This window comes from Rhodoferax koreense (assembly GCF_001955695.1).
GTDB lineage: Bacteria > Pseudomonadota > Gammaproteobacteria > Burkholderiales > Burkholderiaceae_C > Rhodoferax_B > Rhodoferax_B koreensis.
Map to the genome: position 1 here is coordinate 4,713,549 of NZ_CP019236.1, position 15,607 is coordinate 4,729,155.

The following is a 15,607-nucleotide window of genomic DNA, read 5'->3' on the forward strand; positions in this document are numbered from 1 at the left end:
TCGGCGGGTCAGTCGAAGCCGCACTCTCGCAAATCCGCACAGCATGCTTGGCCAAACCGGGCATGTCCACAGCGCCAGAGGGACCTAAGTCACCCGCTTCACCGTGATCGACGGTCAGACCGTCATCTTTGTTGTCAAAGCTACTTCGGGGTAAGCGTGGTTACGCGCGCCCCAAGGCAGGCTGCCGCCCGCCATCAGGCTTATTCGACTCGGTTGAAGGCACGTCATCTCGCACGCCCTGATTTATATGGATTAGCCATGTCCCACACTTGCTTTCGCGTCCTCCCTAGGCTGTTGTTCTGGTCACGCCTGACACCCTTCATCGCACTCCTGGTAGCGGGGGCCCTCATGTTGGTGAAGTACCTCGACCCAGCTCCCACTCAGGCGAATGTCGAGCAGGCTTTCAATGGATTCAAGACGCGCAACATCGAGTTCCCAGTTGGGTTGACCGCGGGGATCCGAGACATCCACAAGGAAGGCTGCATACCGGTCGAGGAAGCGGCGGGTTACCTCTGCACGCTGTCGTACACGATGCAATACCTCGCATCCTCAACTCCGCTGCGCGTGACGAAGGTGCACCGGCTGTTCCCTGCCGAGGGCGGTCAATGGGGCCAGCAAGTCTGGAATCGGGAAGTCGAGCGCGATGTCGCAGCGGCAAAGGAACGGTCTGAAGGGCACCAGTTCGCGCGGCTGCTGGGCTACACCGCTGCATCGATGCTCATGGCCTTCATGTTGCATGGAACGCTGCCTCGCTTAGCCTGGAATGCTCTTTCGATGCATGAACAGGCCACGCCATGGCTGGCAACGCCCATCGCTTGTGGCAATGCTCACGTCGATGGTCTGTCGGGCGGCATCGCCGTCGGCGCGAATGCGCTGACGCCGGCGGCGGTTGTGGCGCTTTTCGCCTTGGCGCTCGGAGCGCTTGGGTTCGTCCTCGGCGGATTGGTCGTACCAGAAACGTTCATCAATCTTCGGTACGTAGGGTGGTCCGAGCGTCTGTGTCTACTGACCGCTGCCGTCAGCTGGTGCGTGGCGGGCATGCGGATGCCGGCGCTGTTCATTCAGCTCATAGCCCTGGGGGTCGTGCTGGCAATTCTCTACGTGGTGCTGGTACTGCCGACGCTGTGGGTGATCACGGGAGAGAGCCCTGGCAGGGTGTATGCGAAACATGCGGTTGCGGTGGCAAAGTTCGTTGCACCAGGCCCACTAAGAACAGGCCAGCCACGACAAGGCTATGAGGGCTACCGGCAGCTCATGAATTGGTAGTCAACGAGGTTCCTTTTCCTGCTCGGCCCGGGTCCGTCAATCGACGAGCGACTCCGAGCAATGCTTTCTTCTAATCCTTCACTTCAAGCCAGAGACAAACCATGATCAGTAGCTCATCCATGTTTTTCCAACGGAGACTGCTGCGGCAGTGCCTCTTCCTTCTGCTCGTGGCCACTCTCAGCGGGTTTATCTTCTCGCCCCCTGCGTCCGCGCAACCGGGCGGTCGGGATGTCGTCGGTATTGTCCTCGGCATGACGCCGGATGAGGTCGAAGCCGTCTTGAAGGCGCGCAACCCGAGCTACAAGTTCGTCAAGGTATTTTGGCGGGGCGCCGACGGGAAGCCCAGTAATGCCGTGGGGAAACTCGGTGCGGCCCTGCCTTCGGGGCCTACGGATCGGATTAACACCTCGCGCGGCTATTCGAGACCGGAGGCCGTGATGGTTTACTTCACCGCGACCGAAGGGCGTGCTTATGCGGTCTACCGGCAGGTGGTCAACAAGCAAGTCGGTATTTCGGCCAACGAGATGGAAGCACAGTTGACGGCCAAGTACGGGACCCCGGATCCGTTCAAGGGGATGTACCGTCTGTACCGGCGCATGCTGGACGCGAAAGGGCAGCCGAATGCTCAGTGTGGTCACCGTGGCTTTGAATGGGAGAGCGCGCCGGGCGGCCAAAGCCGAGGTTGCGGCATGTCCATTGAGGCGCAGTTCTCCGACCAGATGGCCCCCGACACCTACGCGACTTTTCAGACCTGGCTGATGGATCACCAAGCGGCTGAGCGAGACGCGATGGCTCTCCAGGCAAAGCAAAAGGCAGTCGCGGCTGAGGCCGCAAGCAATATGCAAAATGCGGCCCGCGCGAACAAGCCAGGGTTGTAAGGGCTCGCACGCATCGATAGGCGCTGGGATACTCCCCGGCCCTATGCTGTTCTGGCCATGGGGACTGGTGCGACGGCTTGCCTATTTTCTGACGCCCAACATGCACAGGCGACCGAGCACTCTCTTCTTCGAACCTCCGCATGGCGACTTCGAGTCCTGTGCGCCGCCGTCGAACCCCTGTGGCCTGGAGCGGTTGTCATCATCGGTGACCTGCAAGCACGGCAACCGTCGCACATGGGACGGGCATCGATCCGCCACAAAAGACCGTTGTCGATTACTCCGCACCACAGAAGAACATTGACATGGAAAGTGCTTCCTGGAGTTTGAGGAACAAATTGGAAGACATCGAACGCGCACTGACTCAAGGGAGTAATGTATCGGCGCGCATGGCGGCGCACGAACTCAGCATTCGGCTGTGCCACACGACGACCGCTCTGCAGTTGGAAGCCGAGGGCATGAACTGTGCCGAGCCATCGATGACCGATGGCCAGGCGAGACTCGGGCTACTTTCTCGGTTTGGAGTGGAATTGGACCGATTGATCGGTTCGCTGAGAGACAACCAGCCATCCCGCGCCGCCGAAGCCACGCAATTGTTGTTTGGACTGCTCGCAGCGCTTCACCTCGAGCCGACCTCCAGCGATTCGTACCCCAGGCGCAAGGCAGACTCATGACCGTTCCGATAGCGGGAGAGGTCGGAAACGCATTTTTCATCGACAGCCGCAGCTGGATGCCTGCCGCCACTTACTGTCGTCAAACTTGATGGACGACCGTAGCGTCGGCACTTTATGGGAACTTCAACACCGTCAATCGCCGCCGAAGAACGCGCGAAGCGGCAAAAGTGGATCGATTTTGCGCGTGGGTCGATTGGCCTTGAAGGGTTCAAGATCACGCCCGAGCACGAAGCACGTGCTGAAAGATTCGTCAACGGAGATATGGATCTCCAAGAATTCGTTGGGGCACGTACTCGAAAATCGATCGCACCCAAACCGTGATTTTCAAGATCAGGAAAGGTGGCGCCTTGGACGAGGTCCTTGAGGTCTTGGCTAGAACGACTGTCTTTCGTAGTCCGGCCTGCAATTCAATTCCCCAAGGCGTGAACGTCCGTCAAAATGGCTTTTGCAGCGGCTAGATAAGGCCCGAATTGCCCGACTTCCGCTTGTCAGCCGACCGCTGCAAATACCTGATCGGAACGGAGATGTGCTCTGCCATTTGGCGCCATCCCTCGGCCCACACCAGAAAATGAGTTGGTGTCATGCGGGCCGATTCAGTGTCGTCCCACCCATCGGCTTGCAGCAATGCCGCTTCGACAAAACTGGGCCGCAACAGCGGAGGAATTTGGCTCAGTACGACCGGCGCATTCACTGCGCTCAGGAAACGCAGCGATTGCAGCAGAACCCAGATGTCGTGGTGCAACAGCGCCGGTGCTGCGCAACGTGGGCACAGCGTGGCCGTTTCCTCTTCGCCCAATTGGCGCAGCCGCGCAAGCCGGCCGCACTCTTCACAAATGCCCTGCGACTTCACCCTTGCCTTTCGCAAGATGCCTTCGACCGTTTGATCCGCATGGGTGCAGACCACAAAACTAAGGGATGCCGACATCCCAAACACGCACAGCTGGCTCAGCGCACGGCGGCGCTCGGGGCAGTTCGCGGATGCGAGAACGAGCGTTCGAAGGGTGCGCTCGGCCAACGGTCTCCACCCAGGCGCGATCACTGCTGAATAACGGCCCATGAACGCCTGGATCGGGTCGGCGGCATCCACCCAGGAAGGCGGCTTATGTAAGCGCTCGTCCAGGGCTGTGCCCTGCGCCAGCTGAAGCATTTCGACGGAACCGCCAACGCTTTGGGCGTACTGGCAATCCGAATGGGCAACGTGTGACGGGCCTGCTTGCATCATGATCCTTGGTTGGGTTACGCGTTCAAAAGAATCCGGGTCCACGGTGTAGGGCTTCGGGGGTTGGAAAGTCGGCCGGCACCAGATGCCGACGCCCAGCCAGAACGGCTGTACCAAGCGCGTTTTGCAACGCGCGAGACAGCTCGCGTGGGGTGTTGGTCGCCAGCAAAGTCGTCACCGAATCGGGAAGGTCCGAAGGAAAGTGGCGACCCCAGGGGTGGGCTTGGACCAGGCGCGCGTACATCTGGCGTGCAATGGCGCAGCTTTCCTCAAACGAGGGGCGGCGAATTTCAAACACCTGACAGCGACTGCGAATGGCGGCGTTCAAGAGTTCGATTTCGTTGGTCGTGCAAATCCAGCGCACATGCTGAAGATTGAGCGGCAACTTGATCCCATCGTCCCGGAAGACGGCGGCGCTGCTTGGCTCCAGCAGTGAATACAGGGGGCCCAATGGATCGCTGGAACGGTTCGGCGTAACTTTGTCCAGTTCGTCCAGCAGAACCAGCGGATCCACCACAGGCCCCAGCGCCACGGTGCGCACGAGCAGGCCTGGGCCGCCTCCCGCATACTTGGCGTCGAGGCCGGACATGTCAAAGGACGCCGTGGCGTGGGCCAGCTGGAGCGTCAACAGCGGCACCGCCAGGACCTCCGCAAGCGCCGTCGCGAAGGCGGTCTTACCGATCCCAGGGGGGCCGTTCAGCACCATGGGCGGCAACAGCAGTGGGCTTTGCGGCGTCAACCAGGCCAGCGCCGCGCGTTGCAACAGAAAGTCCACCACCACCTTGAAGTTCGGGAAACGCACGGCAAGCCCAGCCAAGGCGTCCTTCGTCGGGGGCCGCGACAAGGCACGTTCAACGGGGTGCTCCATGAGATCGCTGAAAAAGGACGCGACCGTCTGGTTGTCTGCGCCTTTCTCGCTGGAAGCCTTGACTGCCTGCTCCAACGCCCGGAAGTCGCACAGGCGCATCGCAAAATGGTCAACCCACTGAAACTCAAGCTGTTCCGATGCGCTTGCTTCCTGGGGGATCACCACGGCCTGTGCAGCTTCCAAATTCCGCAGTCGCATCTGCTCCGCAGCGTCTCGCGCGATGTCGGCGACGCATTGCGCCAGGGCTCGCCGGTCCGGACCAGCGTCCTTGAAATAGTGGCCGGTTTTCAAATCACGACTCCTGGGCCGCGAACCTTGAGAGCCCGAAGAAGTTGGTAGTAATCCTCGCGGAGAGCAATCTCTTCCGGCGGATGGCGGCGTTTGCCGATGCGTGCGAAGGATGCGCGCTTCGCAAATTCAATTCCGACCTTGGCTTCCCGTCGCTTCCGTACCAGATGCGGCTCCAACAATTCCAGAACCGCGCAGGCTTTGCTGCAGCGGTAGGTCAGGCCGTACACGGTACTGCGGAGATTTCCCCGGCAAGGGTACACATAGATGCTGCTTTGAATACCCAGACAGTTCTTGAAGTGCTCCAAGGTCTCCAGACAATTTTGGGTGATCGTGACTTCCAGGCTGTAGATGAAGTTCGCGTCACCGCCGGGATCGCGTTTGCAAACGCGAATGCAGCCCTCCCCATCAAGAAACCCGGCGGCCCAGCCCAACTGAGAAGCTGTGAGTGTATTTGATAACAACATTGGTAGTCCTTAAGTACTGATGTAGTCATCATATACTTTATTTCACAGTAGCCAAGAACTTTCGGTAGTTATGAGCTACGAAAACACCGCTGTTGCACAATGGCCACCCCGGAGGTGTTTGTGGTCAGGTTTCATTTACGTCGTCGCATCGAAGAGTTCGAGCTGAAGCACAAGCGTCACCTCACGCTGGTGGAGCTCAGCGCTGCAACGGGCATTGTTCGGCCGACGCTATCGCTCATGCTTGCGCCAAGGCCGATGAACACGACCACCAATAACTTGGCGAAGCTGTGCGAATTTTTCGGCTGCGGGATGGGAGATTTGGTCGAGTACATCCCTGAGCCCAAGGATGACGCCGCCAAGTAAGCGGAAAAGACCTTGGCGGCAGCACTGTCGCATCGCCCGCCAAAGGGCAATACCAAAGGACATTTCCAAGAGGCGCAAGTGACGACGCACCGTCACGAAGCCTAGTCACCCTACCTCGTGTGAAAGCCAGCGATGGACTGGATTGAATTCATGCGCGCTGGCATGACCTATGTGACCCGGGCCACCCTTGCCCGGTCGCCCTCTTTCGCCATGTCCCTTAGCGCCGAGGAGCTGTTTCACACCAACTTCCTTGGCTTTCTGCTGGAATCTGAAGATGAGCAGCTCGAGGACGTGCGCCGCGCGTTGAGAAGTGCGTTGGAGTTCGCGAGCGTGGTACTCTAGAACCACGACGAGGGAGAGAGCATGGACAAGCTGAAGCTCCAGCTGGAGTACTGCTATGGAATCCGCAAACTGGACGTTGTGCTGGACTTCGCTGGTAATGCCGCTATCGCCATCTACGCGCCCAACGGATCGATGAAGAGTTCGCTGGCCAGCACCTTCCAAGACATCGCCGACGGCAAGGCATCTCGGGACCGGATTTTCCCGAACCGCGCTACCGTACGTGTGGTCCGGGATGAGAACAGCACCAACATTGGCGCTGCCAATGTGCTCGTGCTCAGGCCCTATGAGGATTTTTCCAGCAAGGGAAACGCCACTGCCACCCTCCTGGTGAATGCCGCTCTCCGGCAGGAATACGAAGCGTTGCACGCGGGTGTCACTGCCGCGCGGGCAGCTCTGATCACAGCAGTCAAGGCCACTGCAAAAACCAAACGAGCGGTTGAGCGCGAGGTCTTGTCGGCGTTCGCACCTGCTGGCGGGGATTTCGATGCCACGCTCGCCAGCTTGAAAGAGGAACTGTCCAAGGATTGGGAGCCCACCTTCAAGGACGTGTCGTACGACGTTTTGAACGACGAGCGGGTCGTCGCGTTCTTGGCTCAAGGGGATTTCCGCACGGCTATCAGTGACTACACGAAGAAGTACAACGAACTGCTTGCGGCATCGAAGTACTTCAAGAAAGGCGGCTTCAACTACTACGCGGCCACCAACGTGGCCAAGGAGCTGAAGGTCAGCGGCTTTTTCAAGGCCAAGCATTCGGTGAGCCTCAACAGCGAAGAAAGGAAGGAGATCAACTCCGAGGCCGAGCTCCAAGCCATTGTTGATGCGGAGCGCGCCAAGATCTCTGAAGACGCTGCGCTGCGCCAGAAGTATGAAGAGCTAGAGAAGCAGATCCAGAAGAACGTGCAGCTCCGCGAATTCGAGTCTTACCTGCAAGCGCACGAAGAGCTGCTGCCAGAGTTGGCCGACCCGGCCGCCTTCAACAAGAAGCTCTGGATGTCGTACCTCAAGGCGAACCACGCTCTGTATGTGGACCTCATCAACAAGGTCGAGCAGGCTGCCGTGCGATCAGCCGAGATCGAGGCGCAGGCCGGACAGGAACACACGCAATGGCAAGACGTCATTAACATGTTCAACAATCGCTTCATCGTCCCTTTCCATCTTGAAGTGGCCAACAAGATCCAGGTGGTCTTGGGCAAGGAAACGGCACCACGCCTGGGTTTCGTTTTCAAGGACGGCAACGACCATGCGCCAGTCGAGCGGGACGCCCTGCTGCAGACGCTCAGCACAGGCGAGAGGAAGGCGTTCCACGTCCTGAACATGCTGTTCGACATTGAGGTACGTCGCGCGGCTGGCCAGCAGACACTTTTAGTCGTCGACGACATCGCCGACTCCTTCGACTACAAGAACAAGTACGCCATCGTTCAGTACCTCTCCGACCTGGCCGAGCATCAGCACTTCAAGCTGCTCATCCTGACCCACAACTTCGATTTCTACCGGACTATCGAGAGCCGCCGTCTCGTTCAGCGGAAGAACTGCTTCATGGTGTCAAAGACGACCGCCGGCGTAACCCTAGAGGCGGCCCAAGGCGTACGCAATGTCTTCATCAATGTTTGGAAACCGGCGTTCTTTACCGACGACCGCAAGAAGATTTGCTGCGTGCCCTTCATGCGCAACCTCATCGAGTACACGAAAGGCGAGGACGCCCCCGATTACCTACTTCTCACTTCGTTGCTCCATTGGAAAGCCGGCACGGACCAGATCACTGTGGCGGATCTTGATGGCATCTACACCAGGCTGTTTGGTGCTGCCGGACAGTCGGGCAACGCCGCGGCCCGCGTCGTTGATCTTCTGGTCGCAGAGGTCGCCGCCTGTCTGCAGGCACCGGACGGCATCAACTTCGAGAACAAGGTTGTGTTGGCAATGGGTACCCGTCTGCAGGCTGAGCGGTTCATGGCCGCCAAGATCAACGACGCGGTCTGGTTGGCTAGCATCACCGCCAATCAGACGCCCGTACTCCTCAGGCGCTACTGCACCGACTTCCCTACGGAGCTCGCCAATGTTGGCGTCATCCAGCGCGTCCTGCTCATGACGCCGGAGAACATTCATCTGAACTCGTTTATGTACGAGCCGATCTTGGACATGTCCGACCAGCACCTCCGCCGCCTTCACGCGGAAGTCGTCGCCTTGGTTTAGCGGCGGCACGCGAGCTTCGGTCATGCACTCAAGTGCGATTCGGCCAGAGCGCCCGCGCTCAGATCGACCGCGAGTCGCCCCCCGGATGTCGCGCTTCCCTTCGCAGTCGTGGTCCGTCCGTACGCTTTGATCCCCTGCGCAACAGCGGCTTCCTTCAGAAGCCTCGGCGCCAGATCCGGAAAACGCTGCTCGAGCTTCGCCGCCCAGCCGTTGTTGAGCCTGCTACGTGGCCCCCGACATCGGTGAGGGCAAGTCGACCGGTGAGCCAATGACGGCTTCCGGTGCTGACGCGTAAGACTGGCTCCAAGCTGCGGAAGACGGCAATCGCTGCAGAGCCGTCCCCGAAGCCGATTGCTTCAGGCTGGGAGCCGCCTGTCGACTCAGACCAAACGACCGGCAGCTATCCAACTAATCCTGTCATCGCACAACCGATCTTCGATACCAGAAGGGATGCCTAAAGCGGGCAGTCGACACCCTCGGCTTCTTACCGAAGGCAATTGCTTTAGGTCGCTGCCAATTAAGTGGCAATGGCTGAAACTTTCACCCCGGATATAGTCATCGCAAACGGAACAAAAAGTGGAGGACCGATGGCACTCAGTGACTTCTGGAACGGGACGAAGCACCGGGCGCGAGCCGAACGACTAGAGCAAGAGCTGAAGGCTTCGCAGTCGTCTGCCGACGAACTTCGAAAGCGCTGTGAGGTGCTGGAGGGCCAACTGCAGCAAAGTGGCCTCCTGGGCCTGGACGAAATCAAAGACCTAGTCAAGATGGAGGAAGACCGGCTCGCTCAGATCAAGGTGCATGTGGCAGCGGCTCAGGCCGAAGTGGACGCCGCCTTTCGAAATTTGAAGGACATCCAGAAGGCTATCCTGGTTGCAGAGGACACGGTGGAGCTCGAATCGTTCGCGCTGTATGTGCCTAAGTATCAATTCACCAACAGCGTCGACTACAAGGGCCGGCTGGACGCAATCCGTGAGGAGCAGAAAGAGTCGGCCCGGCAATTGAGCAAGGAAGTCGAAAGCTGGGACCATGCGGGGGTTACGCTGACGAAGACGGAGTGGAAACAGTTGCGCAAGGACGTACTAAAGCTCTCGCTGCGCGCCTTCAACAGTGAGTGCGAGAACTGCATCGATAACGTCAAGTTCAACAACTTCGACCGCATGGAAGACCGCATCCGCCGGTCCTTCGACGCCAGCAACAAACTGCTGAAGCGGACGGCGTGCTGGTGGAAGGACGTGGTCCTTCAGCGCAAGTTGGCAGAGTTGCACCTGGCTCACGAATTTCAAGTGAAGCGTGCCGAGGAGAAAGAGATGGCGCGCCAGGCTCGCGAGGACCAGCGTGAGCAGGAAAAGCTGGAGCGCGAAATCCGCGAGGTGCGTGCCAAGATCGACAAGGAGCGTCGGCACTTTGCCAGTGCAATTCAGAAGTTACAACTTCGATTGGCAAGCGCCCAGAACGAGCAAGAGCGTGAAGACCTACAGGCACGCCTCACCGAAGTGGTGCAGCAAAACGGGGCGCTTGACGAAGAAGAGCGACTCCTGGATTACCGCGAGCAGAACGCTCGAGCCGGCTACGTATACGTGATCTCGAACATCGGCGCGTTCGGCGAAGGGGTCTACAAGATTGGGATGACACGACGTCTGGAGCCGATGGATCGGGTCGACGAACTAGGCGATGCCTCGGTGCCATTTCGGTTCGACGTGCACGCCCTGGTGTTCTCCGACAACGCACCGGCGCTCGAGGCCAAGTTGCACGCGCACTTTGCAGTAGGGCGCATGAACAAAGTCAACGGGCGCAAAGAGTTCTTCCGCGCCGACCTCAAAGAGATCGAAGCGGTGATCCGGGCGAACTACGATGCAGTGGTCGAAGTGGTGCATGCGGCGGCGGCAGAGCAGTACCGCGAGAGCGTTCGGATGGTCATGCCGGCGGAGTCCATCCAAGCGGCGGAACTGGCCGTGGCCGCAGACGCCCGCAGTTGATCGTTCGGGTTACCAGCAGAGTCGGTGATACTGGGCATTCATCCCGAGCAGGTCGTTTCATCAATTGCATAGATCAAGCACCTCATGGAAGATTCCTCTTTTGGCCGGCGTTTTCGTAGCGAGCGCGACCGGTTGACCATGAACCAGGACGATTTCGGCGCACTCGGCGGTGTTCGGCGGCTGACGCAACACCTGTACGAGCAAGGCTCCAGAGTGCCCGATGATTGAATTGCCAAAGCGGCAACGCTTCGGGTTTCAAGAATTACGCTTGGTAAGATCAATGCCTATCACACGTATGTCATCGATGTTAGCGAGGCCGAGTAAAAGGCTTTTTGCCTGATTTTTTAACGCATCCACAAGTCCGTCAAAATCGACGGTCGTCCCATTTCCGGGCAAATTCCATCCCGACTTTTCCCCTCGATAGACGAGTAGAAATATCCCGCAACGCGAGCGAACATCGCGCAGGTAGTCCCCGCAAAGTTGATTTTCTAGTCGCTCGAAAAGCGGTGGACCTGACCAGTTGTCTGCAAGCTTCAATTCGACCGGTACTGGCCCGTCGAAATTTTGGCCAAGGAAGCGGATATCTGGGCGTTTTGCATCAGCAAGCTCTTCCTCTTGGGGCACAGCGTATCGACCGCGTGCTTGGCTCCGCAACCAGCCTCCAATATAGTTCCGAACTAACGTCTCCTTTTTCACACCTGTCAGAATCAACGCGTTGCTGCTGTCGCCTTGCTCTAGGTCGGACCGTAGCGCATTCAGGCTTCGAACGCTTAGATCGAACAACTCTCTATGATTCTTTGGCGTGCATTCAAGCGTAAGTTGAAAATCCCGCACTTGGGCCTCAGACCAAGGCGTTCCGACAGAATCTGCCTCCGCCACTTGTCTGGCAAAGCTTTCAAAGTATGGCCGCTGCGTGACATTCGGATGGTTAAGCGCAATGTCGGTTAGCGCCATGAATGTTTCCTTGCCAGTCTGCGCACGCAACGTGGAAAGCAGGTTCTCCCGAGCATCCTGTGCGTCGTCCCGTAGGCCTGGGGAGTACACGCCCTTACCTGAGCGGTCAATGTCTTCTGCCATGCGGACGTGCAGGTGAGCCAACAGGTAAAGAGTTTTGAGGTGTGGGGCGTTGGCGTACGCTCGGCGCCCGCTGGCCGAGTGCCCATGGCGCCCGCCGATCAAAGCGACCAGGAATTGCATGAAAAACTTGGTTCGCTCGCCGTCCGTGCTCCAGCCGTCACAGCGGACTTGCAAGGCGGCAATGGCCCGCTCTGGATCGACGCCCGTCCAGACAGCAAACCATCGGGCCAAGGTAGGCGACGGCAAGGGTGAGGCGCACTTAGCACTCGCGACGCGACAAAGCTCTTCGTCGCTGGCGCAGGATCCTTGCACGATGTCCAGTAGATGCTGGAGCGTGGTGTCATGCAGCTCCCGATCCATTTGAAGTCGATCGAGCAGTGCTGGACCGAGTGAATCCCAACTCCAGGGAGCGGACCACGCGATGTCGTCGATCACATAGTGTGGTCTGCTTTGGGCAGTAGAAAGCGTCAATTCGAAATCAATCTCTCTAAGCAAGAGATCTCTAACTTGCTCCGGAGCGGCTTGATTTAAAGTTTTGAACCATGCTGGAAAGCCGTTCAGTTCGCGTATTGCGTATCTAAACGCTAGATCGATTTCATCCGAATCGAAGGATGACACGCAGCCCTCCATCTCGCTGCATTCGATATAAAGACCGCCGAGTCCAAGAATGTCAGTGCGTGGTGTTGAATTCATGGCGGCGCCCTCTGATACCAACTGCGGACGGTGCCGCCGCCAGTAGCGGCGCAGGCCTTCTCGGTAGGCCTCCGCGATTTCCATGCCGAAGGTGGAAATTAGGGGCTGCCAGTTCGACGCTCCCCAGGTGGAAGAATTCGATTCGGCCGAATGGATTTGTTCATACAGGTAGCTCAGTTCGTGGACGGGATCGCGATCTTCGCTATTGCCGCTGCGGACACGCTCCAAGTTGTCCCGCAACCACTTTCGCGCGGCTTCCAGGTTTTCAGCTGCTTTCGCAGCTTTCTTTTTCGCGCGCTGTTCTGCAACGGCGTTCGTCCTTTGCATGCGGCGCGTAGCGGCGGTCATTGCGGGGGGATTGAAGGCTTCTTCGAGCCTCTGTCCGACCTGAGGCGGCTGTCCTCGGCATGCAATGCGTAGGTCGGCTTCCTGTGCGGGCAGGCGCCCGCCTAAATTGAACGTCTGCAGGGCTACAGACAGGGCCACTAGCTTGTCGTCCGGAAGGGGGTGCGAAACGATGTCGGCGACTGCCCGGTCGAAGTGCTCTGGCTGGAACTTCACATAGGAGTGAAAGATCATCGCCTGCCAGAAGTCCGTGATCGCGCGATCGTTCCGCCGCCGTGCGGCGCGTGCGCGCTCTACCAAATGCCAGAAAAGAGCGAATTGCAATTCAGGCCAGCTTTGAATTAGGAACTGTAAATCAGGAGCATTTGAAGCAACGTTGTAAACGTTGTAGGCTTGCGCGACCGGCAATCTCGCCAGCAGGCTAATCGCTGGCTTCTCCATGGATGAAGGATGTCGCGCACGGATAAGCGTCTCCAGTGCTAATGTCGATGGGCTCAAAAGCCATACATAGCGCTCCGCGATGTCACATCGCTCCGTCTTTACAAATGGCTCCTGATTGAGCAGATCGCAGAAGTGAGCAATGGCCAGCGCGCTTGACTCGGGGTTTAGGCCCGCCATGAAAAGTCTCATGGCAGAGCTGAGGCTGTCGTGGGCGAATTGACCCGGCGGTAGCATTCTTTCGAAGCAGCTCCTCAACCACTCCAACGTTTCCGCGGTCGTGGGCGCCCTGTTCAGAAGCTCCGCCACTAGGTCTCGGTTGAGTTCACCTGTTTCCTCCGCGATGCTGCTGCGCACCTGTGCCAGGTCGGCAGGAGAACCGATTGCGTCCAAGGCTCGAATGGCGAAGATCCGCGGATGGTGTGGCGTTTTGGTGGAAAGCGCGATCGCCAGTATCGCGCCTAAGGCGGCCGTCAGCTTACCCTGCCAGACCATTCGCAGCAGAAAATTCTGCGCCTCCTCCTCGTTGTATCGCTCCAGCAGTGCCAGAATCTCACCGGTCAAGTCATCTGCCGCGAAACGCTGAATGGCTGCATAGTCCGCGTAGTCACGTGGAGCACCGGCGGCCAAGTCTGCACACATAGTGGCAAGAACGCCCGTGCGGATATGAAGAGGCAAGTGGCTGGGATCCCCGTCATTGAGAAGTATTGCCGGTGCGATGCGCAGTATTTCTTCTTGAATCCTGGGATCAAGATGCGCGAGCCATGAAAGAATTGGCTTGGTTGTAGGATTTACGACCAGCAAGTTGTATTGAACTCTGAAGAGGAGCGCCTCGATCGATGGGCGCGCAACGTTGTCCTTAAGCTGTTCAGCCATCCATTCGGCTGTAAGGTACTCGCGAACGACGCGATGATGAAATCTGACTGTTCCGTAGATCTCTTCATCAAAGATGGCGCGCTGTAGCAAGACTGAGCGTTCCTTTGCCGGCCAGTCGGCGAGGACAACATCGACTTGAAGGCCGCGATGGGTTTGGGATCCGTCTGGTACGGCTATGGACTGTTGGCGCATAAGCGTGCAGGCCGCAGCGATCCTGCGTACCCCTTCACGAGCACGATGCGGTGTGAGCGGCGTCAGTTCCGCCCGGTCCTCCGTGCTCTCCTTCAAGCGTCGATCAATGCTGGCACGCAAGAACTCGAGCCGTGAGCCAATTCTTCGATGGGTTTGCCAGAAGTCCAACAGTTCATCCAGATCCAGCGGTCTCGTTGTGAACGCCCAGCCATCGGACCGATCCAACTCGTCAATGAGCTGGTTGATGTCTTCGACTTTCCGTGCCTCCGCGTACAGTCGGACCTGAAGCGGGGTCAAATCCTCCAGTGCATAGAGCTTGTAGCCCTCGGCGCCGTCAGGCCGTCCCTTAGTGAGCAGAGGGCGACTCGATTCTGATGCTCCGCCCCCACTGGTACCGGTCGCAACATTTCGCTGCTCCTTGAATGGTAGTTTTCTGGAGCAAAGTGCTAAGTCGCTGAATGGCCGCCAGGCGGCCGTACGGCCCGTGAGCACCACATGCGTGCGTTGCATGGCCGATTTCAATCGTACGCCGAGCGTGCCAAGCGCGAGCTCGAAATCTCGAGACGATCGCAGCCGTGCCTCGTCGATGGAATCTAAAAGCAGCCAGCCTTCATCGGATGTTCTAAGCCATTGATCGAACTCTTCAATAGAGCCTTCCTCAAACGACGTGTCGAAAGACTGGTGAAGATTTTCCAGCCGTAGGAAAAATGCGAATTTGCCTCGGGCGCGGAGTGTTTTTGTGACTTGACGGATTTCTGCTGTCTTGCCAGCACCAGCCTCAGAGAGCACAACTACCCTGTAGTGCGTCAACAAACGGTCCCAGTCGCAGCCGTTGAGTGACGGCGTCAGGGGCACTTGGTCAGATCCGCTTGCCGCAGGATCTTCGATCAATTCACGAAACCTTCGGTTGAGGTCAATGTACATAGGCTGAGCATAAGCGCCCAGAAGGTTGAGTCTATTCTGTGATTGAGTTGCCATCGCCGCTGCTCCTCAACGGGTGCCCCTAGCGCGATGGGTGCCGCAAAACTCTCTTAAAACTGCCTGGCCCCGCTTATCCGATTCAAAGCACGTCTGCGCATTTTGTTGAATGTGAACCGCTCAATGCCCGGAATTGGCAATTTGTAAAACACGCCATCCGCGTCAATCAGGCCCCAATTCAGTCTGCCACATAACAAAGTGCCCCAACTGCAGCTCCAGGCTGCGGCCGATCACGACCTGGTCACCCACCTGCAGCGCCGATCCAGCTGGTACCGGATAGATGGTCAGCGAGCGCCCGTGGTCGAGCACAACACCATCGCCGCCGACGTGGGCCACCTTGAAGCGAGTGCTGTCGCTGGTGACCTGGTAGCTTTGAGCTACCCCAGGCAGCCATTTTTATAAATGGCGCATCCATGCGACAGCCTCATCCCTTGGTGTCAGCAGTTTGTTAACAACCACGAAACGTACTCAAACGTG

At 58.2% G+C, this 15,607-nt stretch carries 13 protein-coding genes; 9 read left to right on the top strand and 4 right to left on the bottom strand.

Annotation, left to right across the window (positions count from 1 at the left end; translation table 11 throughout):
* Positions 1 to 348 precede the first annotated feature (348 nt).
* The 4 genes from RD110_RS21870 (at position 349) to RD110_RS21885 (ending at position 3,136) form a co-directional block, all read left to right on the top strand.
* Entirely contained in the window at positions 349 to 1,266 is a 918-nt protein-coding gene (locus RD110_RS21870) for a hypothetical protein (RefSeq protein ID WP_157900280.1), read from the top strand.
* A gap of 101 nt (positions 1,267 to 1,367) precedes the next feature.
* The gene (locus tag RD110_RS21875; protein WP_076201977.1) at positions 1,368 to 2,144 is read left to right on the top strand and encodes a hypothetical protein; all 777 of its coding nucleotides are present in this window, start codon (positions 1,368 to 1,370) and stop codon (positions 2,142 to 2,144) included.
* A gap of 302 nt (positions 2,145 to 2,446) precedes the next feature.
* A complete protein-coding gene (locus RD110_RS21880) occupies positions 2,447 to 2,815 on the top strand; it encodes a hypothetical protein (RefSeq protein ID WP_076201978.1) in 369 nt (122 codons plus the stop codon).
* Positions 2,816 to 2,929: 114 nt separating this feature from the next.
* Positions 2,930 to 3,136, top strand: coding sequence for an antitoxin VbhA family protein (locus RD110_RS21885; protein WP_076201981.1), 207 nt, complete (start codon positions 2,930 to 2,932; stop codon positions 3,134 to 3,136).
* Positions 3,137 to 3,269: 133 nt separating this feature from the next.
* On the opposite strand, the gene RD110_RS21890 is transcribed toward RD110_RS21885, so the two are convergent.
* The 3 genes from RD110_RS21890 to RD110_RS21900 are packed head-to-tail and all read right to left on the bottom strand — an operon-like array spanning position 3,270 to position 5,657.
* The gene (locus RD110_RS21890; protein ID WP_204249994.1) at positions 3,270 to 4,079 is read right to left on the bottom strand and encodes a hypothetical protein; all 810 of its coding nucleotides are present in this window, start codon (positions 4,077 to 4,079) and stop codon (positions 3,270 to 3,272) included.
* Positions 4,060 to 5,193 carry an AAA family ATPase gene (locus RD110_RS21895; RefSeq protein ID WP_076201985.1) on the bottom strand — a complete coding sequence of 378 codons (1,134 nt, stop codon included), beginning with the start codon at positions 5,191 to 5,193 and terminating at the stop codon, positions 4,060 to 4,062. Before RD110_RS21895 ends, RD110_RS21890 begins: the two co-directional genes overlap by 20 nt.
* Positions 5,190 to 5,657: a hypothetical protein gene (locus tag RD110_RS21900; protein WP_157900282.1), complete on the bottom strand. Its 468-nt coding sequence runs from the start codon at positions 5,655 to 5,657 to the stop codon at positions 5,190 to 5,192. Before RD110_RS21900 ends, RD110_RS21895 begins: the two co-directional genes overlap by 4 nt.
* 99 nt (positions 5,658 to 5,756) lie before the next feature.
* On the opposite strand from RD110_RS21900, the gene RD110_RS21905 reads away from it, so the two are divergent.
* From RD110_RS21905 to RD110_RS28130, 5 genes are all read left to right on the top strand, one after another.
* The gene (locus tag RD110_RS21905; protein ID WP_083686439.1) at positions 5,757 to 6,020 is read left to right on the top strand and encodes a helix-turn-helix domain-containing protein; all 264 of its coding nucleotides are present in this window, start codon (positions 5,757 to 5,759) and stop codon (positions 6,018 to 6,020) included.
* 132 nt (positions 6,021 to 6,152) lie between these two features.
* On the top strand, positions 6,153 to 6,362 hold the full coding sequence (locus RD110_RS21910; RefSeq protein WP_076201988.1) for a hypothetical protein: 210 nt from the start codon (positions 6,153 to 6,155) through the stop codon (positions 6,360 to 6,362).
* A 21-nt stretch (positions 6,363 to 6,383) separates the two neighbouring features.
* On the top strand, positions 6,384 to 8,552 hold the full coding sequence (locus RD110_RS21915) for an ATP-binding protein (RefSeq protein ID WP_076201989.1): 2,169 nt from the start codon (positions 6,384 to 6,386) through the stop codon (positions 8,550 to 8,552).
* Positions 8,553 to 9,139: 587 nt separating this feature from the next.
* A complete protein-coding gene (locus RD110_RS21920; RefSeq protein WP_076201991.1) occupies positions 9,140 to 10,531 on the top strand; it encodes an SNIPE associated domain-containing protein in 1,392 nt (463 codons plus the stop codon).
* Between the two features lie 84 nt (positions 10,532 to 10,615).
* Positions 10,616 to 10,759, top strand: coding sequence for a hypothetical protein (locus tag RD110_RS28130; RefSeq protein ID WP_157900283.1), 144 nt, complete (start codon positions 10,616 to 10,618; stop codon positions 10,757 to 10,759).
* A 27-nt stretch (positions 10,760 to 10,786) separates the two neighbouring features.
* Here the strand turns inward: RD110_RS28130 and RD110_RS21925 are convergent, their stop codons facing one another.
* Positions 10,787 to 15,076, bottom strand: a complete 4,290-nt coding sequence (locus RD110_RS21925) for an NACHT domain-containing protein (RefSeq protein WP_076201993.1) — start codon at positions 15,074 to 15,076, stop codon at positions 10,787 to 10,789.
* Positions 15,077 to 15,607 lie beyond the last annotated feature (531 nt).

Bases quoted from the DNA above. Each gene is read 5' to 3' on its own strand.
- RD110_RS21870 (WP_157900280.1), top strand. From the start codon at position 349: ATGTTGGTGAAGTACCTCGACCCAGCTCCCACTCAGGCGAATGTCGAG.
- RD110_RS21915 (WP_076201989.1), top strand. From the start codon at position 6,384: ATGGACAAGCTGAAGCTCCAGCTGGAGTACTGCTATGGAATCCGCAAA.
- RD110_RS21925 (WP_076201993.1), bottom strand. From the start codon at position 15,076: ATGTACATTGACCTCAACCGAAGGTTTCGTGAATTGATCGAAGATCCT.
- RD110_RS21880 (WP_076201978.1), top strand. From the start codon at position 2,447: ATGGAAAGTGCTTCCTGGAGTTTGAGGAACAAATTGGAAGACATCGAA.
- RD110_RS28130 (WP_157900283.1), top strand. From the start codon at position 10,616: ATGGAAGATTCCTCTTTTGGCCGGCGTTTTCGTAGCGAGCGCGACCGG.
- RD110_RS21905 (WP_083686439.1), top strand. From the start codon at position 5,757: ATGGCCACCCCGGAGGTGTTTGTGGTCAGGTTTCATTTACGTCGTCGC.
- RD110_RS21920 (WP_076201991.1), top strand. From the start codon at position 9,140: ATGGCACTCAGTGACTTCTGGAACGGGACGAAGCACCGGGCGCGAGCC.
- RD110_RS21885 (WP_076201981.1), top strand. From the start codon at position 2,930: ATGGGAACTTCAACACCGTCAATCGCCGCCGAAGAACGCGCGAAGCGG.
- RD110_RS21900 (WP_157900282.1), bottom strand. From the start codon at position 5,657: ATGTTGTTATCAAATACACTCACAGCTTCTCAGTTGGGCTGGGCCGCC.
- RD110_RS21910 (WP_076201988.1), top strand. From the start codon at position 6,153: ATGGACTGGATTGAATTCATGCGCGCTGGCATGACCTATGTGACCCGG.
- RD110_RS21875 (WP_076201977.1), top strand. From the start codon at position 1,368: ATGATCAGTAGCTCATCCATGTTTTTCCAACGGAGACTGCTGCGGCAG.